This is a genomic window from Enemella evansiae (assembly GCF_004362375.1).
Taxonomy (GTDB): domain Bacteria; phylum Actinomycetota; class Actinomycetes; order Propionibacteriales; family Propionibacteriaceae; genus Enemella; species Enemella evansiae.
In genome coordinates this window covers 885,992-908,780 of the sequence record NZ_SNXA01000008.1, presented here as the reverse complement: position 1 = coordinate 908,780, position 22,789 = coordinate 885,992, and the positions used below count along the sequence as shown (strand labels likewise).

The window sequence follows — 22,789 nt, the reverse complement described above, 5'->3', positions numbered from 1 at the left end:
AGCAGTGGAGGAGGGTGCATGCGGGTCCTCGGGATCGACCCCGGTCTGACGCGCTGCGGCGTCGGGGTCGTCGAGGGTACGCCGGGACGGCCGCCGGCCCTGCTGCACGTCGGCGTGATCCGTACCGAAGCCACGCTGGACACCGCATCCCGGCTGGTCACCATCGAACAGCAGCTCGCCGAGCTGGTCGCCGCCTGGCTGCCCGATGTGGTCGCGGTGGAGCGGGTGTTCGCCCAGCACAACCTGAACACAGTGATCGGCACCGCCCAGGCCGCCGGGGTCGCGATGCTGATCGGCGCCCGCAGCGGGATCCCGGTCGCCCAGCACACCCCGAGCGAGGTGAAGGCCGCGATCACCGGATCCGGCCGCGCCGAGAAGCAGCAGATCGGCGCCATGGTCGCCCGCGTACTGCGACTCGCCGAGCCACCGAAACCCGCCGACGCCGCCGACGCGGTCGCACTGGCGATCTGCCAGGTCTGGCGCGGCGGCACCCAGAACCGGCTCACCGAAGCCGTCCGGCGCGACCAGCGGGCCCGCGCCGACACCGACGAACTCGCCGACCGGGCCGCCGCACTGGCTGCCCGGCAGAAGGCCGTCCTGGCCGAGGCCACCCGCCGCGCGAGCGAACGCGCGGCACGACCGACCGAGAGGAAGAACGCATGATCGCCCACCTCCGGGGCACCGTGACCGCGATCGGCGCGACCTGGGTGGTGGTCGACCTCGGCGGCTTCGGGGTCAAGGCGCTCTGCACCCCGGCCACCGCCTCCGGCGTACGCCTCGATCAGCCGACCGAACTGCACACCTCGCTGGTCGTCCGCGAAGACTCGCTCACCCTCTACGCCTTCGCCGGCACCGACGAACGGGACTGCTTCGAGCTCGCCCAGTCCGCCTCCGGCATCGGTCCCAAGATCGCGCAGGCGATGATGTCGGTGCTCAGCCCCGATGAGTTCCGCACCGCGATCGCGAGCGGCGACCACAAGACCCTCACCCGGGTACCGGGCATCGGCACCAAGGGCGCACAGAAGATGGTCCTCGAACTCAAGGACAAGGTGAACGCCCTCGGTGCGGTCACCGACCTGCCGGCCGCCACCGACAGTCAGCCCGAGGCGCCGGTCGCGGCCTGGCGGGAGCAGGTCTCCCAGGGCCTGCAGGGCCTCGGCTGGTCGGCCAAGGACGCCGAGGCCGCCTGCGACCGGGTCGCACCGCTCGCCGAATCCGAGACCTCGGTCGCGGTCCTGATGCGGGCCGCGCTGCAGACGCTGGCCCGCAAGTAGGCTGCGCCCCGTGACCCAGCCCGACCACGATCCGGCCGACCCCAGCCCCGCCGACCACAGCCCGCTCGACCCGCACGCGTACGCCGACGAGCAGGCCGCCGAGACCGCGCTGCGGCCCGGCAGCCTGGCCGAATTCGGCGGGCAGCCCCGGGTCGCCGACCAGCTCGGCCTGGTCCTCGCCGCGGCCCGGCAGCGCGAGGCGGTGCCCGACCACGTGCTGCTCTCCGGCCCGCCCGGGCTCGGTAAGACCACCCTGGCGATGATCATCGCCGCCGAACTCGGCGCCCCGATCCGGGTCTCCTCCGGCCCGGCCATCCAGCACGCCGGCGACCTGGCCGCGATCCTGTCCGGACTGGTCGAGGGGGAGGTCTTCTTCCTCGACGAGATCCACCGGATGTCCCGGCCGGCGGAGGAGATGCTCTATCTGGCGATGGAGGACTTCCGCGTCGACGTGGTGGTCGGCAAGGGCCCCGGTGCGACCGCGATCCCGCTGGAGATCCCGCGGTTCACCCTGGTCGGCGCCACCACCCGCGCCGGCCTGCTGCCCGGCCCGCTGCGGGACCGGTTCGGCTTCACCGCCCAGCTCGACTACTACCGGGCCGACGCGCTGGAGAAGATCCTGCGCCGCTCCGCCCAGATGCTCGGCGTACGCCTGTCCGCCGACGCCGCCGCCGAGATCGCCGGCCGCTCCCGCGGCACCCCGCGGATCGCGAACCGGCTGCTGCGCCGGGTCCGCGACTACGCCCAGGTGCGCGGCGACGGCCAGGTCGATCTGACCGCGGCGCGCGAGGCGCTGGAGCTCTACGAGGTCGACGAACTCGGCCTGGACCGGCTGGACCGCGGTGTGCTGGAGGCGATCTGCAAGCGCTTCGACGGCGGCCCGGTCGGACTGTCCACGCTGGCGATCTCGGTGGGGGAGGAGGCCGAGACCGTCGAGGAGGTGGCCGAACCCTTCCTGGTCCGACAGGGCCTGCTGATGCGTACCCAACGCGGCCGGGTCGCCACCCGCGCCGCCTGGCAGCACCTCGGACTCGCCCCGCCGGCCGGCCAGGGCGAGTTGTTCAGCTGAGCCGACACCCCGCGTGCGCCGAATCGGGATTTTCACCTTTTCGTGGGTAGACTCCCGCAGTCAGCCCGCACCGGGACATCCACGCGTGAACGCAGGGAGCAATGCAAGGGAACACCCTTACCACCGGGATCCTCGTGGTCGCCATGGTGGCTGTCTTCTACTTCCTCATGATCCGGCCGCAGCGCCGCCGGCAGCAGGAACAGCAGAAGATGCAGAAGCAGATGCAGGCCGGCACCCGAGTGATGCTGTCCTCCGGTCTCTACGCCACCGTGGTCAGCGTCGGCGACAAGCAGGCCGTGGTCGAACTCGCCCCCGGGGTGCAGGTGACCGTGCTCAAGCAGGTCATCATGCAGGTCGTCACCCCCGATTCGCCGTATGCCGAGGAGGGCAGCACGCCCGCCGTCGGCGGCGCGACCAGCACCGACCCGGATCCCACGGACTCCGAACCCACCGACTTCAAGCCCTACCGGCCGAAGTCCGATCAGAGCGGTGCCGACGAGCGCGACCTCGGCCCCGACGACAAGCCTGATTCCGACGGCCCCGATTCCAACACCAAGGCATAAGGCAACACTGTGGCAGCACGGCACGGACATCCGGTGCGCACCCTGATCCTGTTGATGGCCGCCCTGGTGGCGCTGGTCGGGATCATGGCGTTCAGCAAGGCCTGGACCCCCAAGCTGGGTCTGGACCTGCGCGGCGGCACCACGATCACGCTCACCGCGAGCAACACCACCGGCGGCGGCGCGCCGAGCACCGAAAGCCTGGAACAGGCCCGCACGATCATCCAGCAGCGCGTCGACTCCCTCGGCGTCGGTGAGACCGAGGTGACCACCTCCGGTGACCGGCAGATCGTGGTCACGGTGCCGAACGTGCAGCAGGACGAGCTGGTACGCCTGGTCGGCCAGACCGCGGTGCTCAGCTTCCGCGCCGTGTACGCCACCGAGCAGGTCGCCCCCGAGGCACCGCCCGAGCCCGCCGGGACGCCGGCGCCGGAGGCCACTCCAGGCGCCGAGGCCAGCCCCGGTACCGCCCCCTCGGCCGAGGCCGGACAGCCCACCCAGGCCGGTCAGCCGACCGAGGCGGGTCAGCCGACCGAGGGGGGTCAGCCGACCGAGGCCGCCCCGCCGGCCCCGGCGGCCACCACACCGGCCGGCCAGAACCGGCCCGCTCCGCAGCTGCCGACCGCCCCGCCGAAGCCCAAGCCGACCGCGCCGGGCCAGGGCACCCCGCCCGACAAGGCGATGCAGTGGCAGCCGACGCAGGCCGAGATGATGGAGTACCAGAACTTCAAGTGCTCCGATCGGGTGATCGATGTCTCCGACCAGCCGCTGATCACCTGTGACCGCACCGGCACCCAGAAATTCCTCCTCGGCCCGACGCTGATCCCCGGCAGCGACGTCACCGACGCCCAGGCCGGCGTACCGCAGAACCAGATCCAGTGGGTCGTCAACCTCACGTTCAACCAGGCCGGCGGCGCGGTGTTCAACGATGCGACCGGTGCGCTGGCGGCGAAGCAGCCGCCGGAGAACCAGTTCGCGATCGTGCTGGACGGCAAGACCATCTCCGCGCCGAGCGTCGACCAGGCCATCCCCGGTGGCCAGGCGCAGATCTCCGGTTCGTTCACCCAGCAGACCGCCACCGAGCTGGCCAATGTGTTGAAGTTCGGTGCGCTGCCGCTGGCCTTCGAGGTCTCCGAGGTCAGCAACGTCTCCGCCACCCTCGGTGGCGAGCAGCTGCGCGCCGGCATCATCGCCGGCATCATCGGCCTGGCGCTGGTCGTCGGGTACGCGATCCTCTACTACCGCGGCCTGTTCATCGTCGTGGTCGCCTCGCTGGCCATCGCCGCCGCGTTCACCTACGCGATGATGGTGCTGCTCGGCGCCTCGGTCGGCTTCGCGCTGAACCTGCCCGGTATCGCCGGCGCGATCGTGGCGATCGGCGTGACCGCGGACTCGTTCATCATCTTCTTCGAACGAATACGAGACGAGGTACGCGAGGGCAGATCGCTGCGCTCGGCGGTGGAGACCGGCTGGCAGAAGTCCCGCTCCACCATCCTGATCGCCGACGCGGTCTCGCTGCTCTCGGCGCTGGTGCTGTTCATCCTCGCCATCGGCGGCATCAAGGGCTTCGCGTTCACCCTCGGCCTGACCACCCTGATCGACATCGCGGTGGTGTTCTGGTTCACCAAGCCGATGATGACCCTGCTGGTGCGGACCAAGTTCTTCGGCCAGGGCAAGCGCTGGTCCGGGCTGGACGCCGAGCACCTGGGCGTACGCTCGGTGGGTGGGCGTACCGGTCGTCGCCGGACCAGCACCGCCACCGCCACCGCGACCGCCGGTAAGGAGTCCTGATGGCGACCAAGAAGAAGAACGGGCTGGCCCACCGGCTCTACACCGGCCAGGTGTCCTACGACTTCGTCGGCACCCGCAAGCGCTGGTACACGGTCTCGGCGGTGCTGATCGGGATCGCGCTGCTCGCCCTGCTGGTCCGCGGGCTGAACCTGGGCATCGAGTTCTCCGGCGGCGCCGACTTCCAGGCGCCGACCCGGGTCACCTCGACCACGGTCGATGAGGTCCGGACCGCGGTCCGCAACACCAACCTGCCCGAGATGGACAGCCTGAGCGTCACCACCATCGGCGACAACACGGTCCGGGTGCAGACCCGCACCCTGGATGCGCAGACCGAGGTGCCGCAGGTCCGCGAGGCGATCGCGAGTGAGCTCAACATCAATCCCGACCAGGTGGCGTACAGCCTGATCGGTGCGTCCTGGGGCAAACAGATCACCCAGCAGGGCCTGATCGCGCTGGCGGTCTTCCTGGCCCTGGTGATGATCATGATCTGGATCTATTTCCGGGACCTGAAGATGTCCATCGCCGCGATCGTGGCGTTGATCCACGACCTGCTGGTGACCGTCGGCATCTATGCCCTGGTGGGCTTCACGTTCACCCCGGCCACCCTGATCGGTCTGCTCACCATCCTCGGCTATTCGCTCTATGACACCGTGGTCGTCTTCGACAAGGTGCGGGAGAACGTCAAGGATCTGCGCAAGACGAAGCGGACCTACTCGGTGGCCGCCAACGACGCGGTCAACCAGGTGCTGGTGCGCTCGATCAACACCACCGTGATCGCGGTGCTGCCGATCGCGGCGCTGCTGGTCGCCGGCGCGTTCATCCTCGGCACCGGCCCGCTGAAGGACCTCGGTCTGGCGCTGTTCGTCGGCATGCTCGCCGGTGCGTACTCCTCGATCTTCATCGCCACCCCGCTGCTGGTGGGGATGAAGGAGCGCGAGTCCGGGATGAAGGAGCACCGCGAGCGGATCGCCCGCCGCGAGGGTCGGCGCCGCGGCAAGGACCGCGAGCCCAGCAACAGCGAGCTGGCCGCGGCCGAGGCCGAGGTCAACGCGATGCAGGACCCGGACTCGCCGGCCGATCTGCGGGGTTCCCGCGACGACGAGTGGGACACCTACGACGGCGACGAGGACGGTTCGCGGTCCGAGGGTGAGCTGGCCGGGCCGTTGTCGCGGACCCGGATCACCACGGTACGCACCAGCGGTGCGTCGCGGTCCGGTTCGGGGTCCGGTTCCGGCTCGGGTGATGGGGACCGGGGGCGGACCCGCGAGGTCGGCGAGTCCGGGTCGGCCCGCCGACCGCAGCCGCGCAACACGAGTCGCAGCCAGCGGAAGAAGTGAACCCCGTGGCCGGTGCCGAGACGCGAACCCAGCGGCAGCTGATCGCCGAGCGGATCCGCGACGTACCCGACTTCCCCAAACCGGGGGTGGTGTTCAAGGACATCACGCCGCTGCTCGCCGATGCGACGGCCTTCGCCGCCTCGGTGGATGAACTGGTCGCGATCTCCCCGGACGGTATCGATATCGTTGTGGGAATGGAGGCTCGCGGCTTCATCTTCGGCGCCCCGGTGGCGCTCGCGCTCGGCGCCGGTTTCGTACCGGTCCGCAAGCCCGGCAAGCTGCCCGGGCCGACGGTCCAGGAGACCTTCGCGCTGGAATACGGCTCGGAGACCCTCGCCGTGCACGCCGACGCGATCCTGCCCGGCGCGCGGGTGCTGGTGATCGACGATGTGCTCGCCACCGGCGGCACGATCGCGGCCACCGCGGCCCTGGTGAACCGGCTCGGCGCCGAGCTCGTGCACGTCTCGGTGCTGCTGGAGCTGTCCTTCCTCGAGGGCCGGCAGCGGCTCGCCGAGGCCGGTATCGACGCCGTCTCCGCGGTCATCGCGACCCCGCCCGTGGACGCCGCGTGAGGTTCCTGCCGTGACCAGCCTGATCCCCGATCCCGCGGGCCGCCGGGAACGCCGGGCCATCTTCGTCTCGATGCCGAATCGGGGCACCTCGGCCAGCCGTGAACTGCTGGTCCGCTCACTGATCGGCGTCGGCCTGCTGGTGCTGATCACCCTGATCGTCTACATCGACCGCAACGCGTACGCCGACAACGTGAACGAGGACGGCATCAGCCTGCTCGACGCGCTCTACTACGCGACGGTCACCGTGACCACCACCGGTTACGGCGACATCACCCCCGTGGCACCGCATGCGCGACTGATCAACGCCCTGGTGATCACCCCGCTGCGCATCATCTTCCTGGTGCTGCTGGTCGGTACCACCCTCGAGGTGCTCGCCACCGAGGGCCGGCGCGCGATGATCGACAACCACTGGAGGAAACGGATGCGCAACCACATCGTGATCATCGGCTACGGCACCAAGGGCCGCAGTGCGGTCACGACCCTGGCGCGTTACGAGCGGGATCTGTCCAAGCTGGTCGTCATCGACGACCGGGCCTCGGCGATCGCCGACGCCAACCTGGACGGGGTGGCCGCGATCGAGGGTGACGCCACCCGCCGCGAGATCCTGCGTCGGGCGGAGATCACCAAGGCCCGCGAGATCATCATCACCCTGGACCGCGACGACTCCGCGATCCTGGTGACGTTGACGGTGCGCCAGCTCAATCCGAGCGCCCATGTGGTGGTCGCGGTCCGCGAGCACGAGAACGTGTCCCTGCTGCGCCAGTCCGGCGCCGACTCGGTGGTCACCTCCTCCGATGCGGTCGGTCGGCTGCTCGGCCTGTCCGCGGTCAGCCCGAACATCGGCACCGCGATCGACGATCTGCTGAGCAGCGGTGAGGGCCTGGAGGTCGCCGAGCGGCAGGTCGACTCCGACGAGGTCGGGCTGAAGCCGGGGGACATCACCCACGAGCGGGTGATCGCGGTGGTCCGGAACAAGAGCATGCGCCGGTTCTACGACAGCACAGTGGAGCAGTTGCAGGCCGGTGACGAGCTGGTGGTGGTACGCCGCTGCGGTGCGGATGCGAAGACCAATCCGCCCCGGGAACGGGAGCGGCCGCAGCGTCGGGAGCGTTATGACCGGGGCGGTGCCCTCGACGATGACTGAGGCACCGGACCGGTGACGACCGATCCCGTCTAAACTGGGTGGTCAGTCATTGAGGAGGCGCAGATGAGCGAGGCACCGAGGCTCAGCCCGGCAACGCCCGCGCCCGCGCCTGCCTCCGAATCGGCCGGAGCCACTCCCGCACCGCCGCCGAACCGGCTCGGCAGCGGGCCCGAGCAGCCGCGGATGTCGATGCGGCACCGGCTCGCCCGCCTCGGCGCCCGGCAGCCGCAGAGCGCGGTGCTGGATCCGCTGTTCAAGGTGATCCGGGCCAACCACCCCAAGGCCGACACCGCGGTCGTCGAGCGGGCGTACCGGACGGCCGAGCACTATCACCGCGGCCAGCTGCGCAAGAGTGGCGATCCCTACATCACCCATCCGCTGGCGGTGGCCACCATCCTGGCCGAGCTGGGGATGACCGAGGCGACGCTCTGCGCGGCGCTGCTGCACGATACCGTCGAGGACACCTCCTACACCATCGAGCAGCTCACCGCCGACTTCGGCACCGAGGTCGCGGTGATGGTGGACGGGGTCACCAAGCTCGACAAGATCGCCTACGGCGACTCCGCGCAGGCCGAGACCATCCGCAAGATGGTGATCGCGATGGCCAAGGATATCCGGGTCGTTGTCATCAAACTCGCCGACCGGCTGCACAACATGCGTACGCTGCACTTCCTGCGCCCGGACAAGCAGACCCGGATCGCCCGCGACACCCTCGACATCTTCGCCCCGCTGGCGCACCGGCTCGGCATGAACGCGGTGAAGTGGGAGCTGGAGGACCTGTCGTTCTCGATCCTGCAGCCCAAGATCTATGACGAGATCGTCCAGCTGGTCGCCGAGCGGGCACCGCAGCGTGAGGCCTTCCTGCGCAAGGTGACCGAGCAGGTGAACGCCGACCTGAAGGCGGCCCGGATCCGCGCCACGGTCACCGGCCGACCGAAGCACTACTACTCGATCTATCAGAAGATGGTGGTCCGCGGCCGCGACTTCTCCGACATCTACGACCTGGTCGGGCTGCGGATCCTGGTCGACACCGACAAGGACTGCTATGCCGCCCTCGGCGTGATGCATGTGCGCTGGAATCCGCTGCCCGGGCGGTTCAAGGACTACATCGCGATCCCGAAGTTCAACATGTACCAGTCGCTGCACACCACGGTGCTGGGCCCGGACGGCAAGCCGGTGGAGCTGCAGATCCGCACCAACGAGATGCACCGCCGCGCCGAATACGGTGTCGCCGCGCACTGGAAGTACAAGGAGACCGCCCGCGCCGGTGGGGCCGGTGACGACACCGACCTGAACTGGGTCCGCTCGCTCAACGACTGGCAGAAGGAGACCACCGATCCCGAGGAGTTCCTCGAGTCGCTGCGCTACGAGATCAACTCCGGTGAGGTCTACGTCTACACCCCCAAGGGGGATGTGATCACCCTGCCGACCGGTGCGACGCCGGTCGACTTCGCCTACGCCATCCACACCGAGGTGGGGCAGCGCTGTATCGGCGCTCGGGTCAACGGCCGCCTGGTGCCGCTGGAATCGGAGCTGAACAACGGCGACGTGGTCGATGTGATGACCTCCAAGGCCGAGGGTGCGGGCCCGAGCCGCGACTGGCTGTCGTTCGTGAAGAGCCAGAAGGCGCGCAACAAGATCAAGCACTACTTCACCCGGGAGCGCCGGGAGGAGTCGATCGAACAGGGCCGCGAGGCGCTCGCCAAACAGCTGCGCAAGGCCGGGTTGCCGATGCAGCGCTTCCTCACCGTCGAGCACCTCACTGCGGTGGCCGACCATTTCAAGCTCGCCGACGTGTCCGGGCTCTATGCCGCGATCGGTGAGGGGCATGTGTCCGCCCAGGCGGTGGTGCACCGGCTGATCTCGATCGAGGGCGGCCAGGAGTCCGCGGCCGACGAGGCGGCGGAGGACCAGCCGCTGGCCGGCCGGCGGCGGCGTACCGTCTCGACCGTCAGCGGGCCCGGTGTCGCGGTCGCCGGTGACACCGACATGTGGGTCAAGCTGGCCAAGTGCTGTACGCCGGTGCCGGGTGACGACATCCTGGGCTTCATCACCCGCGGCAACGGGGTGTCGGTGCACCGCCGGGACTGCACGAATGCCGCGGCGCTGCTGGCCAGCCCCGAGCGGCTGGTCGATGTGTCCTGGGCGCCGACGGCGGAGAGCTCGTTCCTGGTCGCGATCCAGGTCGAGGGTCTGGACCGGCAGGGGATGCTCTCCGAGGTGACCCGCACGGTGTCGGACCACCACGTGAACATCATCTCCGCGACCGTGAACACCACCCGCAGCCGGGTCTTCAAGGCGCGGCTCACCTTCGAGACGCCGGACCCGACCCATCTCGACGCGCTGGTCCAGGCGGTCCGCCGGGTGCCCGGCGTCTTCGACGTGTTCCGGGTCAAGCAGTAGGGCGATTCCGCCGGCTGGGCGGTCAGGCCGCCGGCACACACTGGCACGGACATTCCGGCGCACACATCCGGGCCTCCTCGCACTCGACCGCGCAGAGACATGGTTCCGAAGGCTCGGTGCGGATCAGCTGCTGCAATTCCGCGGATCGACGGGACCGTCGCTCTTTGGCTGCGGCCTGCCGAAGCCACACGCGCATCTCCAGTTCCTCCGCGCTCGGATGCGGCAACACGATCCCGTCCGCCGCGCGATTCGCATCCCGGCGCTCGCGCCGCGCGGCCCCCGCCACCGGCAGCGTGAGATCGGGCCGCCACGGCATCGCGTCCGGGTCATGGACATCGACGTCGAGGTGCGCGGGGAACAACCGTCGGGCCGCGTCTCGTGCCAGGTCGGCTCCCGCCATCGGCCGCACGGTCGCACCGTTGGCATCCTCGATGACGATCCGCCAACCCGCCAGCTCGCACACGGCGTCCCATTGCTCGATCGACATGCTGCGCTCACCGGTCTCCCATCTGGCGACCACCGACTGGGGGACGTTGAGATGGGCCGCCAGGTCGCGCTGACTCAGATCGAACGTCCGTCGCAACCGGCGCAGGTGCCCGCCGAGGTCGAAAGAAGCGACCACGGCGTGATAGCGCTCGGCCCGCAACGGCCGTGGAGCTGCCTGCGCGGGCGGCTCACCGCCCACTGCACCCTCCTCGGCCGGCACGCCCCCGATCGGTTCGTCGGCCGCGTTGTCCGCGGCATCGTTGTCGGTCATGCCCCACCATGGTTCTTTTCCCGCGGATCGTGCACCCCGCTCCCGGTTGTCCACAGACTCCCGCTGCCCCTCCTGGCCTGTGGATAAAACCAATGCACCTTTGATGCCCAGGAGGTATCAAAGATTCGCTTGATCCCACTCGGGCATCAAGGAAATGTTTGATCCGCTGTCGGCATCAAGCGGCGCCGTGATGCCTCCATGGCATCAAGAAAATCTTTGATGCTTTCGCGGCATCAGAGAAATGTTTGATACCTCCTGGGCATCAAACCCGCACCGGTTTGAGGGTGGGTCTGGACAGGATGTGCCGGAGCAAGGCAGCGCGCCGGGGCGCGGCGTGCGGGGACGGTCAGCCGCTGAAGTCTTCGACCGCCTTCTCGGCCTGTTCGAGCCAGGTGCGGTAGGTCTCGGCGGCGTCGCGGTGTTCCTTGGCCTTGCGGGCGTCGCCGCGGGTCTCGGCCTTGGCGGCCTTGTCCTCGAGCTGGTCGATCTGGGCCTGCAGCTTGATCGCGGTGTCGCTGGCGCGCTGGCGGGCCTCGGGGTTGGTCCGCCGCCACTGCTCGTCCTCGGCCTCGCGGATCGCCGACTCGAGCGCCCGGACCCGGTTGTCGAGAGGGCGGATGGCATCGCGCGGGACCTTGCCGATCTCGGCGTACTTCTCCAGGAAATCCCGGTACGCCGCCTTCGACGCGGCCAGGTCCTTGACCGGGACGACGGTCTGCTCCGCCTCCACCAGCAGCGCCTCCTTCGCCTCCTGGTTGCCGCGGAACTCGGCGTCCTGCTCGCTCATCGCGGCACTGCGGGCGGCGAAGAACTGGTCCTGGATGCCGCGGAACCGCTGCCACAGCTGCTCATCGACATCCCGGGGCGCGGAACCGGCGGCCTTCCAGCGCTGCATCAGCTCCCGGAACGCGCCCGCGGTCGGGCCCCACTCGGTGGAGGAGGCCAGCGGCTCGGCCTCGGCGATGATCTGTTCCTTGACCGCCCGCGCCTCCTCGCGCTTGCTGGCCTGCTGGGCGAACTGCTGCTTGCGGCGCCGGGTGTACTGGGTGCGCGCGCTGGAGAAGCGGTGCCACAGCTCGTCATCGGTCCGCCGGTCGATGCGGGGGAGCGCCTTCCACTCATCGAGCAGCGCGCGGAACCGGTTCACCCCGCCGCGCCAGTCGTTGCCGGCGGCGAGCTTCTCGGCCTCGGCGACCATCTTCTCCTTGGTGGCCTTCGTCTGCTCGTTCTGCTGGGCCTTCTCGACCTTGCGGGCGGCGGCCTGCTCACCGATCAGCCCGGTCAACCCCTCCAGCTTGGCGTCCAGGGCGGCGAGGTCGCCGACCGCGTTGGCCTGCGGAATCGATTCGTGCAGCGTGGCGACCGCCTTGCGGGCGTCGTCGGGCGACATCGTGCCCGCCCGCACCCGGGAGGCCAGTAGGTCGACCTCCACCTCGAGACTCTGGAACCGGCGTACATAGAACGCCAGTGCCTCGTCGCCGGAGACGTCGGGCACCTGCCCCACGGCCCGCTCCCCGTCGGAGGTGCGGACATAGACGGTGCCGTCATCATCGACCCGGCCGAAGGAGGCGGGACCTGCTGCTTCACTCATGCGCCATAGTTTGCCTCATCACACCCCACCCCGACACGGGTACGCGCCCCGCGGCACATTCCTCTCGGCCCCGGTGCCGGCCGACCACTAGACTCACCCCTCGTGTTGATCGCATCCTTCCCGGCCGGGCCGTTCCAGACGAACTGCTATGTCGTGGCTGCCGAGGAGGGGGGAGAGTGCATCGTCATCGACCCCGGCATGGGTGCGGCCGAGCGCGCGCTGGAGGTCGTCGCCGCGCAGCGACTGAGCCCGGTCGCGGTGATCGCCACCCACGGCCACATCGACCACGTCGCCTCGGTGGCCGAACTGTGCGCCGCATGGGATGTCCCGGCATACATCCATCCCGCCGACCGCGACATGCTCGCCCAGCGCTTCGACCGGATCGGCATCCCCGGTGCGGCCGAGATGCTGCGTCAGCTGATGGGTACCGACGCGCTGACCGCGCCCCAGCGCGTGCACGACCTGGTCGACGGCACCGTGCTGGAGCTCGCCGGTCTGCCGCTCACCCTCACCCATGCGCCCGGGCACACCCCGGGCTCCACGCTGCTGACGACCCCGTACGCCGAGGCCGGACCGCAGGTCGACCGGATCGTGTTCTCCGGTGATGTGCTGTTCGCCGGCTCCATCGGCCGGACGGACCTGCCCGGTGGATCCCATCCGACGATGCTGGACACCCTGCGGACCCGCGTCCTGCCGCTCAGCGACACCGCCGCCGTGCTGCCCGGGCACGGCGCGCAGACCACCATGGCCCGCGAACGGGCCGCCAACCCCTATCTGCAGCCGGCGATGCTGGCCGCGGACGCCGGAACGCCCGAGGAGACAGCGTGAGCCGACCCAAGCCGATCTCCGGCTATCCCGAGTTCCTGCCCGCTGGGCGGATCGTCGAGCAGCAGGTGCTCGACGTGCTGCGGGAGACTTTCGAACTGCACGGTTTCGGTTCGATCGAGACCCGGGCCGTCGAGCCGATGGACGTACTGGCCCGCAAGGGTGAGATCACCAAGGAGATCTTCACCGTGCGCCGGTTGCACGCCGACGACGACGCCCCCGTCCCGGCCGGTGACCAGCTCGGCCTGCACTTCGACCTCACCGTGCCGTTCGCGCGCTATGTCCTCGAACACGGTGGCCACCTCAGTTTTCCGTTCCGCCGCTATCAGATGCAGAAGGTGTGGCGCGGTGAACGGCCGCAGGAGGGCCGCTACCGCGAGTTCCTGCAGGCCGACATCGACATCGTCGGGGCCGAGAACCTGGCCGCGCACCACGACGTGGAGATCCCGCTCGTCGCGCTCGAGGCCTTTGAGCGACTGCACACCGAACTCGGCCTGCCGCCGGTGGTGATGCACGTCAACAACCGCAAACTGCTGCAGGGTTTCTACGAGGGACTCGGCATCGACGACACCGCCGGTGCGCTGCAGCGGGTCGACAAGTTCGACAAGATCGGGGGTCCGGCCGTCGCCGACCTGCTCACCGGTGAACTCGGCCTCAGCGACGAGGTGGCCGCGAAGTGCGTGGCGATCGCCGGCATCTGCACCGGAGACAGCTCCTTCGTCGACCAGGTGCGCGCCCTCGGCGTCGAGAATCCCTTGCTGGATGAGGGTCTGGGGGAGTTGGCGGAGTTGGTCCGGGTCGCCGGTGCGGCGGTACCGGGCCGACTGGTCGCCGATCTGAAGATCGCCCGCGGCCTGGACTACTACACCGGCACCGTCTACGAGACCGAACTGGTCGGCCACGAGAAGATGGGCTCGGTGGCCTCCGGTGGGCGTTACGACTCGCTGGCCAGCGACGGCAAGGTCACCTATCCCGGCGTCGGATTCTCCTTCGGCGTCACCAGAATCCTGGCCCCGCTGCTGAACCGCGGTGAACTGACCGCGACCCGCAGCGTACCCACCTGCGTGCTGGTCGCCGTCGACTCCGAGGACACCCGCGCCGCCGCGATCGCCACCGCAGGGAAGCTGCGCGCCCGCGGCATCCCCACCGAGGTGGCGCCGAAGGCGGACCGCTTCGGCAAGCAGATCAAGTACGCCGACCGTCGCGGCATCCCCTTCGTCTGGTTCGGCGGCCAGACCGGTGACGGCGCCGACAGCCCGCAATCCGAGCAGGTGAAGGACATCCGCTCCGGTGAACAGGTGGACGCCGATGCCGACAGCTGGCAGCCACCGGCCGCCGACCTGCACCCGCGGGTGGGCACCGCATGAGCACCGCGACCGGTGAGATCACCGCCGACGGATCGCTGGTGCTGCGCTACCAGACCGACCCGCGCCGCGAGTTCGCCGCCCGGATGCGGCACCAGGTCAACCCGCTGACCGGCGTGGTCTGCGGGCTGATCTTCTGCGCCTGCCTGTTCCTGGTCGCGGTCCAGCTGCTGTTCTCGGTCCGTCCGAGTGTGATCGCGCTGGTGGTGATGCTGCTCTGCGTGGTGGTGTACGCCATCGCGCTCGTCCGGGCCCGGGCAGCGACCAGCAGGGTGCAGCGGCGCAAGGTGGTGCTGGACGACCGCGGGCTGGCCGTCGCGGGGGAGCAGGGCCCGCCGGTCTCCTACGCCTGGCCGCGCTTCACCCGCTGGCAGGAGAACGACACCGATTTCATGGTGATCTCCCGGATCCCGCGGCAGCCGGCGATGACGATCGTGCTGCCGCTCACCGAGACCGCCTTCGATGACGAGCTGCGGGATCTGCTGCACGCCCACATCGACCCCGACGACGACCCGATCGATGAGGCCTTCATCGAGATGGACTGGGACGAGGAACCCGACAAGCGCAACCCCAACTGAGCTCCCCACGTTCCCTGAGCGAGGAGCGCAGGGACACCCTCCACGTTCCCTGAGCGAGGAGCGCAGCGACACCCTCCACGTTGCCTGAGCGAGGAGCGCAGCGACGAGTCGAAGGGACCCCTTGGTTTCGACTCGCTCGTTCCTCGCTCGCTCAACCGGCGTGGGGGGCGCTTGTTCCTCGCTCGCTCAACCGGCTGAGCGCAAACGGTTCGCGCGGGCGTACACCCTGAACTAGGCTGGAGGGCGTTGTTCGGGCCCGCACCGTCGATGCGGGATCCACCAGAAAGGAATATCGTCACGTGATTCGTAACCATCTTGCCGGTACCCTCCGCGCCTCCGACATCGGTGAGACCGTCACCCTCGCCGGATGGGTCGCCAAACGCCGCGATCACGGCGGCGTCGCCTTCATCGACCTCCGCGACGCTTCGGGCGTCTGCCAGGTCGTCGTCCGCGACGAATACCTCGAATCGGCCGGCATCCACGATCTCCGCAACGAGTTCTGCGTCAAGGTGGTCGGCGTCGTCGAGGCGCGCAGCCCCGAGAACGTGAACCCGAACCTGCCGACCGGTGAGGTCGAGATCGTGATCCGCGAGCTGGAGGTGCTGAACCCCTCCGCGCCGCTGCCGTTCCAGCTGGACGAGCGGATCACCGTCGGTGAGGAGGCCCGGCTCAAGTACCGCTACCTGGACCTGCGCCGCAAGGCCTCCGGCGATGTCATCCGGTTGCGCTCCAAGGTCAACGCCGCCGCCCGGAAAGTCCTTGGGGACAGGGATTTCATCGAGATCGAGACCCCGACGCTGACCCGCTCCACCCCCGAGGGGGCACGCGACTTCCTGGTCCCGGCGCGGCTCTCGCCCGGATCCTGGTACGCCCTGCCGCAGTCCCCGCAGCTGTTCAAGCAGCTGCTGATGGTCGGTGGCATGGAGCGCTACTACCAGATCGCCCGCTGCTACCGCGACGAGGACTTCCGCGCCGACCGGCAGCCCGAGTTCACCCAGCTCGACATCGAGATGAGCTTCGTCGACCAGGACGACATCATCGAACTCGGTGAGGCACTGGTCACCGAGATCTGGCGGTTGCGTGGTGTCGAGCTGACCCCGCCGTTCCCGCGGATCACCTATGCCGAGGCGATGAACGACTACGGCTCGGACAAGCCCGATCTGCGCTTCGGCAACAAGATCGTCGAGGTCACCGACTTCTTCGCCGACACCCCGTTCCGGGTCTTCCAGGCCGACTATGTCGGCGCGGTGGTGATGCCCGGTGGCGCCTCCCAGCCGCGGCGTACCTTCGACGCCTGGCAGGAGTGGGCCCGCCAGCGCGGCGCCAAGGGTCTGGCCTATGTGACGGTGGCCGAGGACGGTACGCTCGGCGGCCCGGTCGCCAAGAACATCTCCGAGGCCGAGCGCGCGGGCCTGGCCGAACGGGTCGGTGCGAACCCCGGTGACTGCATCTTCTTCGGTGCCGGCAAGCGCAAGTCCTCCCAGGAGTTGCTCGGCGCCGCCCGGCTGGAGATCGCCAAGCGCACCGGGATGATCGACGAGGACGCCTGGAGCTTCCTCTGGGTGGTCGACGCGCCGCTGTTCGAACCGGCCTCCGATGCGGTCGCCGCCGGTGACGTCGCGGTCGGATCCGGTGCCTGGACCGCGGTGCACCATGCGTTCACCTCGCCCAAGCCGGAGTGGATGGACAGCTTCGACACCGACCCCGGCAACGCCTTGGCGTACGCCTATGACCTGGTCTGCAACGGCAACGAGATCGGCGGCGGATCGATCCGTATCCATCGCCGCGACATCCAGGAGCGGGTGTTCAAGGTGATGGGGCTGAGCGAGGAGGAGGCCCAGGAGAAGTTCGGCTTCCTGCTCGACGCCTTCGCCTACGGCGCCCCGCCGCACGGCGGGATCGCCTTCGGCTGGGACCGGATCGTGTCCCTGCTCGCCGACACCGACTCGATCCGCGACACCATCGCGTTCCCGAAGTCCGGCGGCGGATACGACCCGCTGACCCAGGCACCGGCCCCGATCACCGCGCAGCAGCGCAAGGAGGCCGGGGTGGATGCCAAGCCGGAGAAGAAGGATGCCGAGAAGAAGGACGCGGACAAGGACGCGGCGAAGTCCTCAGCGCAGGACGGCGACCAGTAGCGGCAACGGGACGGCGATCAGCAACAGCAGCACCAGGTGCTTGATCCGCCGCTCGTTGACCACTGCGACGAACTCCCGCAGCACCGCGCTCGGCCAGTAGTAGCGCGCCGTCCGGCAACCCACCGCCTGGGCGGGCAGGCCGAGCCGGCGGGCGTACATCGCGGCGCGCATGGCGTGGAAGTCGCTGGTCACGATCAGCATCGTCGCCCGCAGCGGCGGCGCGAACCAGGGCAGCGGCGGCCGCGGCGGTGCGGGCAGCACGGCCGTGGCCGGCGTCGCCGAGCCGGTGTCCGCATCGACCGGATCGCCGGCGCGGGTGACGGCCGCGGCGGAGCTGCCGGCCAGCTCGCCGACCCGTTCACCGAGGATCAGTTGCCGGGTGAAGGTGAGGTTCTCGAAGGTGTTGCGGGACTGGTCCTCACGCAGCACGTGATCGGCCGGAACCCCTTGTCCGATGGCGTATTCGGCCATCGCCTGGGCCTCCGGGACGTGCTCGTCGTCGCCCTTGCCGCCCGACATCACCAGTCTGGTGTCCCGGCGGCGGGCGCGCAGCTCCCGATAGCGGGCGATGCCCTCATCGACCCGGCCGGCGAGCAGCGGGCCGACGGTACGCCCATCGCGCAGCCCGGCGCCCAGCACGACCACGTAGTCGGCCGGCACCCGGCGCGCGATCCGGGCGTACACCCAGGAATAGCCGAGATAGAACGCGAATTCGCCACCGAGATAGCCGAAACCGAGCACCGCGGCGAGCGCGAACGGGGTCAGCACCGATTCGGGCCGCAGCAGGATCTGCAGGCTGAGCACCATCGCGACCGCGATCCCGATCCCGGCCAGCAGCGACAGCAGGTTGGCCAGTGACCGCCGTTCGCGGCGCAGCATGGTGAGCCCGTTGGCGATCAGGAACGCCACCAGCACCAGCGCACCCAGTGGGGCGAGGAACAGCACCATCAACACGATCCCGGCCAGCAGAGCACCGGCCACCGGGATCATCAGGGCGAGCAGCGGCAGCACCAGCAGCACGCACAGGCCGAGCAGGTAGGCATTGCCGAGCCAGCGCGGGTCGCGGCGGATGGCGGAGACCGTCAGCGCGACGACGACGGCCACCGGGAGGATGACGAACAGGGCGATCACAGTTCCATGATCGTGGGGCGCGGGCGATCACACCATCGGGGGGTCCGCTGACCCCGCCCGGGTCCGGGTCGCCGGCGCCTCCGACCCGGGGTGGAGGCGCCCTGCGACCGGAGGCTCAGCGACCGAAGACCGGTACCAGCCAGGCGCGGCCGATCACATGCTCCAGCGCCATGAAGTTGAGCTTGGCGGGGGTGTCACCGGGCTCGACGCCGTCGACGGTGTCCACATCGAGTGCCTGCACCACGAAGTAGTAGCGGTGGCTGCCGTGCCCGGGCGGGGGAGCGGCGCCGAGGAAGCCCTCCATCGAGGCATCGTTCGGCAGGGTCACCGCACTCGACGGCAGCCCTTCGCCGGAACCGGCGCCGGTCGGGACCGAGGTGGTGTCGGCCGGCAGGTTGTAGACCGCCCAGTGCCAGAACCCCGACATCGTCGGGGCATCGGGGTCGTAGCAGGTGAGCAGGAAGCTTTTCGTCTCCTCCGGGAAACCCGACCAGGACAGCTGGGGCGAGCGATCGAGGCCGCCCTCGACACCGAACGCCCCGGAGAGCTGGGCGGCCGGCAGTTGCTCACCCTCGGTGACGTCGGTGCTGGTCAGCTCGAAGCGCGGTACCTCGGGCAGTCCGGCGAAGGGATCGTTCTGGCTCATCGCAAACACCTTCCATTGGCGGATCTCGACCTTGCGTCTAGACCGAGGGTAACGGTTCGGCTTCTTCGCTTGTCGGGGTACGCCGGCTGCCCCAGACTCCGAGCTGAACGAGGGAGAGCCGATGGCCAGCTACACCAACCAGCCGCACCCCGGTGGCTATGGGGCCCCGCAGCAGAACCCCTATGCGCAGGCGACGTTGCGGCCGCTGCGCCCCCTGATCGGCCTCGCCCGCGCCGGTGCGTGGACGATGATGGCGGGGCAACTGCTGGACACCGGGTGGACCGTTGCCTACTGGCAGTCGACCATGCAGGCCGACCTGGAAACCCTGACTCTGCTGGACATCTGGGCGATCCCGGTCCTTGTGCTGGTGCTCGTCGGGACCGTGCTGGCGCTGGTCGGGGGGTGTCGCTGGTTGGCGCAGGCCCGCCGGAACGCGGAACTGCTGCCGCCGTTCCAGCCGCAGCGCCTCTCCTCGGCATGGGTCTGGTGGTCCTGGATCGTGCCGATCGTCTCCTGGTGGTGGCCGCGCCGGGTGGTGCTGGACGTCTGGGCCGACCCGGCGCCGGCGACCCCGGCCCGCCGCCTGGTGAATCGCTGGTGGGGCTTCTGGGTGGCGGGCACGATCGTCGGGATCCTCACCTCCCGACAGGACGTCGCCGACCCGAGCATGGCCGGGCGGGCCGTGCTGTTCACGATCATCACCAGCGCCTGCCTCGGGGTCGCCCTGCACGCCTGGTTGCAGATCCTGGACCGGATCACCCGCGATCAGGACCAGGTCATCGGGGCACCCCCGCCCGCAGCCACCGGCTGGCCTTCGGCTGGTTAGGCTGTCGGGACCGGAGCCGGTGCCGACGACGGAGGCAGGATGGGCAAGGACGTCGATCAGACCCAGTACAGCCGCGAGCAGCGACAGCAGTTCCGGCGGAAGGTGAAGCGCGGCCTGGACGCCTTCGAACAGATGCTGGTCGACCGGCACTTCGAGGCGGAGCGACCGCTGACCGGGCTGGAGATCGAGCTCAATCTCGTCGACGACGACGCCCGTCCCAACTTCCACAACGCCGAGGTGCTGGCCGAGATCGCCGACCCGGACTACCAGACCGAACTCGCCCGCTTCAACATCGAGCTGAACGTCGATCCGCGGCCGCTGCCGGGGGATTCGGCGATGGAGCTGGAGACGGCGCTGCGGGACTCGCTGAACGAGGCCGACCGTCGGGCCGCCGGGGTCGGCTCGCGGATCGTGATGGTCGGGATCCTGCCCACGTTGAAGATCAGCGACTACGGGCCGGACTGGATCAGCGAGAACATCCGCTACACCGCACTGAACGACTCGATCTTCTCCGCCCGCGGTGAGGACATCCAGCTCGACATCGAGGGCCCGGCGGGGGAGCAGCTGCTCGCCACCGCCGACTCGATCGCCCCGGAATCGGCCTGCACCTCGGTGCAGCTGCACCTGCAGGTCTCCCCGGCAGACTTCGCCTCGCACTGGAACGCCGCCCAGGCGATCAGCGCACCGCAGGTCGCGCTGGCGGCGAATTCGCCTTTCTTCGAAGGGAAACGGCTCTGGGCCGAGACCCGGATCGAACTGTTCCGGCAGGCCACCGACACCCGCCCGATCGAGTTCACCAACCAGGGCGTACGCCCGCGCGTCTTCTTCGGCGAACGCTGGGTGACCTCGATCTTCGACCTGTTCGAGGAGAACGTCCGCTGGTTCCCCGCGCTGCTCGCCGAGGTCGACGGCGAGGATCCGCTCCAGGTGCTGGAGGCCGGTGGTACGCCGCAGCTGTCGGAACTGAATCTGCACAACGGCACCATCTACCGCTGGAACCGGCCGATCTATGCGGTGGTCGGCGACCAGCCGCATCTACGGGTCGAGAACCGGGTGCTGCCCGCCGGCCCGACGATCATGGACACCATGGCCAATGCGGCGTTCTACTACGGCGCGGTGCATTCACTGGTGAACTCCGATCGACCGGTCTGGTCGCGGCTCAGCTTCGCCGCCGCCGAGGACAACTTCCTGGCCTGCGCCCGGGAGGGGCTGGAGGCCGAGGTCTACTGGCCCTCCTACGGTGAACTCGGCGTCGATGAGCTGGTGCTGCGGCACCTGTTGCCGCTGGCCCACCAGGGGCTGCAGGACTGGGGCGTCTCGCAGGCGGTGATCGACCGCTATCTGGGGGTCATCGAGGCGCGCTGCAAGACCGGTGTCAACGGCGCGGTCTGGCAGACCCGGACCGTCGCCGCCCTCGAGGAGCAGGGGATGGACCGCGAGCAGGCCCTGGCCGAGATGACCCGCCGCTACATCGAGCACATGCACACCAACGAACCGGTGCACACCTGGGCGTTTTGATGTCGGCTCGCGCGCAGCGCGCTGGCATCCCCGCTCTTCGGCCCAGTCGTCGAAATCCCGCGCGGAGAGTTGGCGTTCGGGTGGGTATGCGACGCGGGATTTCTCCTTGGTGGGCCTGCATCGCGGGGGCGCGCTGCTGGACGCTCGCCTCCCGTTGAGGTCGGCTCGCGCGCAGCGCGCTGGCATCCCCGCTCATCGAGTAGCCGACCATGCGTAGCGAAGCGGAGCAATGGTCGGCGTGTCGAGATGCAGCGGAACCGTCGAGGCCGGGTCATCTCGACACGGAGACCCCGGCTCCGCAAGCTCCGCCGAGTCTCCTACTCGATGACCGTGGGGAGGCTCCAGCGTGGGGATTTCGCGACACGCCCGAGGTTGCTCGATGGGGGTCTTTGTGGGCCGCTGGACGGCCCCGGGAGGGGCTGCCCAGAAGAATCACAAAGGTTGAACTACACGCTTGTAACCACCCACTGGTTGTGTGTAGTGTCTTCTCTAGCCACTAGATCTGGTGGTCAGCCCCAGGAACCCGCACCGGAGAGGACCCGCCCGCATGAGCGTCACCGTCTACACCAAGCCGTCCTGCGTGCAGTGCAAGGCGACCTACCGCGCACTGGACAAGGAAGGCGTCGAGTACGACGTCATCGACATCAGCACCGATGAGGTCGCGCGCGACTACGTGATGGCTCTCGGGCACCTGCAGGCCCCGGTCGTGGTCACCGACAACGATCACTGGTCCGGCTTCCGCCCGGACCGGATCAAGCAGCTCGTCACCAGCGCCGCCTGACCGGCGTACCGGGACCGCCGCATGCTGCCCGGTGAGCCGCACATCGTCTATTTCTCCAGCGCCTCGGGGAACACCCACCGGTTCATCGAGAAGCTGGGCCTGGCGGCCTCCCGGATCCCGGTCCATGACCGCCTCGACCGGCTCCGGGTGCATCGCCCCTACGTGCTGATCTGCCCGACCTACGGCGGCGGGCGGGAAGCGATGGAGGGCCGCCCGGCGGGTTACGTGCCCAAACAGGTGATCCGCTTCCTCAACGATCCCGACAACCGCAGTCTGATCCGCGGTGTGATCGCCGCCGGCAACACCAACTTCGGCCCGGAATACGGCCGGGCCGGCGACGTCATCGCCGCCAAATGCCAGGTGCCCTACCTGTTCCGCTTCGAGCTGATGGGTACGCCCTGGGAGGTCGCCCGCGTACGCAGCGGACTGGCCGAATTCTGGAACAACACAGTCGATCCGGCGGATCTCGCCGGCTAGCAGGAGA

Annotated in this window: 21 protein-coding genes; 17 read left to right on the top strand and 4 right to left on the bottom strand. The window is 69.3% G+C overall.

Going from position 1 to position 22,789, the window contains the following annotated elements; all coding sequences use genetic code 11:
• Positions 1–18 precede the first annotated feature (18 nt).
• From ruvC to C8D81_RS04925, 9 genes are all read left to right on the top strand, one after another.
• Complete coding sequence (gene ruvC / locus C8D81_RS04965) at positions 19–663, top strand: crossover junction endodeoxyribonuclease RuvC (protein ID WP_133625644.1); 645 nt, start codon at positions 19–21, stop codon at positions 661–663.
• Entirely contained in the window at positions 660–1,274 is a 615-nt protein-coding gene (ruvA, locus tag C8D81_RS04960; RefSeq protein WP_094405113.1) for a Holliday junction branch migration protein RuvA, read from the top strand. The genes ruvC and ruvA overlap by 4 nt, the downstream gene beginning before the upstream one ends.
• Positions 1,275–1,284: 10 nt before the next feature.
• Positions 1,285–2,343, top strand: coding sequence for a Holliday junction branch migration DNA helicase RuvB (gene ruvB / locus C8D81_RS04955; RefSeq protein WP_094405112.1), 1,059 nt, complete (start codon positions 1,285–1,287; stop codon positions 2,341–2,343).
• A gap of 101 nt (positions 2,344–2,444) precedes the next feature.
• Positions 2,445–2,906 (top strand): preprotein translocase subunit YajC, encoded by a 462-nt coding sequence (yajC, locus tag C8D81_RS04950; protein WP_094425541.1) that lies wholly within the window; start codon positions 2,445–2,447, stop codon positions 2,904–2,906.
• Between the two features lie 9 nt (positions 2,907–2,915).
• Positions 2,916–4,694, top strand: coding sequence for a protein translocase subunit SecD (gene secD / locus C8D81_RS04945; protein ID WP_094425539.1), 1,779 nt, complete (start codon positions 2,916–2,918; stop codon positions 4,692–4,694).
• The gene (gene secF, locus C8D81_RS04940) at positions 4,694–6,031 is read left to right on the top strand and encodes a protein translocase subunit SecF (protein ID WP_094405110.1); all 1,338 of its coding nucleotides are present in this window, start codon (positions 4,694–4,696) and stop codon (positions 6,029–6,031) included. The genes secD and secF overlap by 1 nt, the downstream gene beginning before the upstream one ends.
• Positions 6,032–6,036: 5 nt before the next feature.
• Complete coding sequence (locus C8D81_RS04935; RefSeq protein WP_094401579.1) at positions 6,037–6,603, top strand: adenine phosphoribosyltransferase; 567 nt, start codon at positions 6,037–6,039, stop codon at positions 6,601–6,603.
• A gap of 10 nt (positions 6,604–6,613) precedes the next feature.
• Positions 6,614–7,747, top strand: a complete 1,134-nt coding sequence (locus C8D81_RS04930) for a potassium channel family protein (RefSeq protein WP_407644063.1) — start codon at positions 6,614–6,616, stop codon at positions 7,745–7,747.
• 63 nt (positions 7,748–7,810) lie between these two features.
• Positions 7,811–10,150, top strand: a complete 2,340-nt coding sequence (locus C8D81_RS04925) for a RelA/SpoT family protein (RefSeq protein WP_094358739.1) — start codon at positions 7,811–7,813, stop codon at positions 10,148–10,150.
• A 22-nt stretch (positions 10,151–10,172) separates the two neighbouring features.
• Here the strand turns inward: C8D81_RS04925 and C8D81_RS04920 are convergent, their stop codons facing one another.
• On the bottom strand, positions 10,173–10,907 hold the full coding sequence (locus C8D81_RS04920) for a helix-turn-helix domain-containing protein (RefSeq protein ID WP_133625643.1): 735 nt from the start codon (positions 10,905–10,907) through the stop codon (positions 10,173–10,175).
• Positions 10,908–11,253: 346 nt separating this feature from the next.
• Positions 11,254–12,498 carry a DUF349 domain-containing protein gene (locus tag C8D81_RS04915; protein WP_094358735.1) on the bottom strand — a complete coding sequence of 415 codons (1,245 nt, stop codon included), beginning with the start codon at positions 12,496–12,498 and terminating at the stop codon, positions 11,254–11,256.
• A 102-nt stretch (positions 12,499–12,600) separates the two neighbouring features.
• Here C8D81_RS04915 and C8D81_RS04910 point away from each other — a divergent pair, with 102 nt between their 5' ends.
• From C8D81_RS04910 to aspS, 4 genes are all read left to right on the top strand, one after another.
• On the top strand, positions 12,601–13,326 hold the full coding sequence (locus tag C8D81_RS04910; RefSeq protein WP_133625642.1) for an MBL fold metallo-hydrolase: 726 nt from the start codon (positions 12,601–12,603) through the stop codon (positions 13,324–13,326).
• Entirely contained in the window at positions 13,323–14,690 is a 1,368-nt protein-coding gene (gene hisS / locus C8D81_RS04905) for a histidine--tRNA ligase (RefSeq protein WP_133625641.1), read from the top strand. The genes C8D81_RS04910 and hisS overlap by 4 nt, the downstream gene beginning before the upstream one ends.
• Positions 14,687–15,265, top strand: a complete 579-nt coding sequence (locus C8D81_RS04900; protein ID WP_133625640.1) for a hypothetical protein — start codon at positions 14,687–14,689, stop codon at positions 15,263–15,265. The genes hisS and C8D81_RS04900 overlap by 4 nt, the downstream gene beginning before the upstream one ends.
• 299 nt (positions 15,266–15,564) lie before the next feature.
• Positions 15,565–17,403: an aspartate--tRNA ligase gene (aspS, locus tag C8D81_RS04895; protein ID WP_094425533.1), complete on the top strand. Its 1,839-nt coding sequence runs from the start codon at positions 15,565–15,567 to the stop codon at positions 17,401–17,403.
• Here the strand turns inward: aspS and C8D81_RS04890 are convergent.
• Together C8D81_RS04890 and C8D81_RS04885 are read right to left on the bottom strand one after the other, a co-directional pair.
• The gene (locus C8D81_RS04890) at positions 17,380–18,534 is read right to left on the bottom strand and encodes a YdcF family protein (protein ID WP_094425531.1); all 1,155 of its coding nucleotides are present in this window, start codon (positions 18,532–18,534) and stop codon (positions 17,380–17,382) included. The genes aspS and C8D81_RS04890 overlap by 24 nt on opposite strands.
• Positions 18,535–18,649: 115 nt before the next feature.
• Positions 18,650–19,180, bottom strand: coding sequence for a YbhB/YbcL family Raf kinase inhibitor-like protein (locus tag C8D81_RS04885; protein WP_094425529.1), 531 nt, complete (start codon positions 19,178–19,180; stop codon positions 18,650–18,652).
• Between the two features lie 121 nt (positions 19,181–19,301).
• On the opposite strand from C8D81_RS04885, the gene C8D81_RS04880 reads away from it, so the two are divergent.
• From C8D81_RS04880 to nrdI, 4 genes are all read left to right on the top strand, one after another.
• Entirely contained in the window at positions 19,302–20,006 is a 705-nt protein-coding gene (locus tag C8D81_RS04880; RefSeq protein WP_094425527.1) for a DUF4328 domain-containing protein, read from the top strand.
• Positions 20,007–20,045: 39 nt separating this feature from the next.
• Positions 20,046–21,524 carry a glutamate-cysteine ligase family protein gene (locus C8D81_RS04875; RefSeq protein ID WP_094429686.1) on the top strand — a complete coding sequence of 493 codons (1,479 nt, stop codon included), beginning with the start codon at positions 20,046–20,048 and terminating at the stop codon, positions 21,522–21,524.
• A 547-nt stretch (positions 21,525–22,071) separates the two neighbouring features.
• Positions 22,072–22,305, top strand: a complete 234-nt coding sequence (nrdH, locus tag C8D81_RS04870; protein ID WP_094358717.1) for a glutaredoxin-like protein NrdH — start codon at positions 22,072–22,074, stop codon at positions 22,303–22,305.
• Between the two features lie 21 nt (positions 22,306–22,326).
• On the top strand, positions 22,327–22,782 hold the full coding sequence (nrdI, locus tag C8D81_RS04865) for a class Ib ribonucleoside-diphosphate reductase assembly flavoprotein NrdI (protein WP_094358715.1): 456 nt from the start codon (positions 22,327–22,329) through the stop codon (positions 22,780–22,782).
• Positions 22,783–22,789: the final 7 nt, after the last annotated feature.

Excerpts from the sequence above, each read along its gene's own strand:
- ruvC (WP_133625644.1), top strand. The coding sequence starts at position 19 with ATGCGGGTCCTCGGGATCGACCCCGGTCTGACGCGCTGCGGCGTCGGG.
- ruvA (WP_094405113.1), top strand. The coding sequence starts at position 660 with ATGATCGCCCACCTCCGGGGCACCGTGACCGCGATCGGCGCGACCTGG.
- yajC (WP_094425541.1), top strand. The coding sequence starts at position 2,445 with ATGCAAGGGAACACCCTTACCACCGGGATCCTCGTGGTCGCCATGGTG.
- secF (WP_094405110.1), top strand. The coding sequence starts at position 4,694 with ATGGCGACCAAGAAGAAGAACGGGCTGGCCCACCGGCTCTACACCGGC.
- C8D81_RS04925 (WP_094358739.1), top strand. The coding sequence starts at position 7,811 with ATGAGCGAGGCACCGAGGCTCAGCCCGGCAACGCCCGCGCCCGCGCCT.
- C8D81_RS04920 (WP_133625643.1), bottom strand. The coding sequence starts at position 10,907 with ATGACCGACAACGATGCCGCGGACAACGCGGCCGACGAACCGATCGGG.
- C8D81_RS04915 (WP_094358735.1), bottom strand. The coding sequence starts at position 12,498 with ATGAGTGAAGCAGCAGGTCCCGCCTCCTTCGGCCGGGTCGATGATGAC.
- C8D81_RS04900 (WP_133625640.1), top strand. The coding sequence starts at position 14,687 with ATGAGCACCGCGACCGGTGAGATCACCGCCGACGGATCGCTGGTGCTG.
- C8D81_RS04885 (WP_094425529.1), bottom strand. The coding sequence starts at position 19,180 with ATGAGCCAGAACGATCCCTTCGCCGGACTGCCCGAGGTACCGCGCTTC.
- C8D81_RS04880 (WP_094425527.1), top strand. The coding sequence starts at position 19,302 with ATGGCCAGCTACACCAACCAGCCGCACCCCGGTGGCTATGGGGCCCCG.
- C8D81_RS04875 (WP_094429686.1), top strand. The coding sequence starts at position 20,046 with ATGGGCAAGGACGTCGATCAGACCCAGTACAGCCGCGAGCAGCGACAG.
- nrdH (WP_094358717.1), top strand. The coding sequence starts at position 22,072 with ATGAGCGTCACCGTCTACACCAAGCCGTCCTGCGTGCAGTGCAAGGCG.
- nrdI (WP_094358715.1), top strand. The coding sequence starts at position 22,327 with ATGCTGCCCGGTGAGCCGCACATCGTCTATTTCTCCAGCGCCTCGGGG.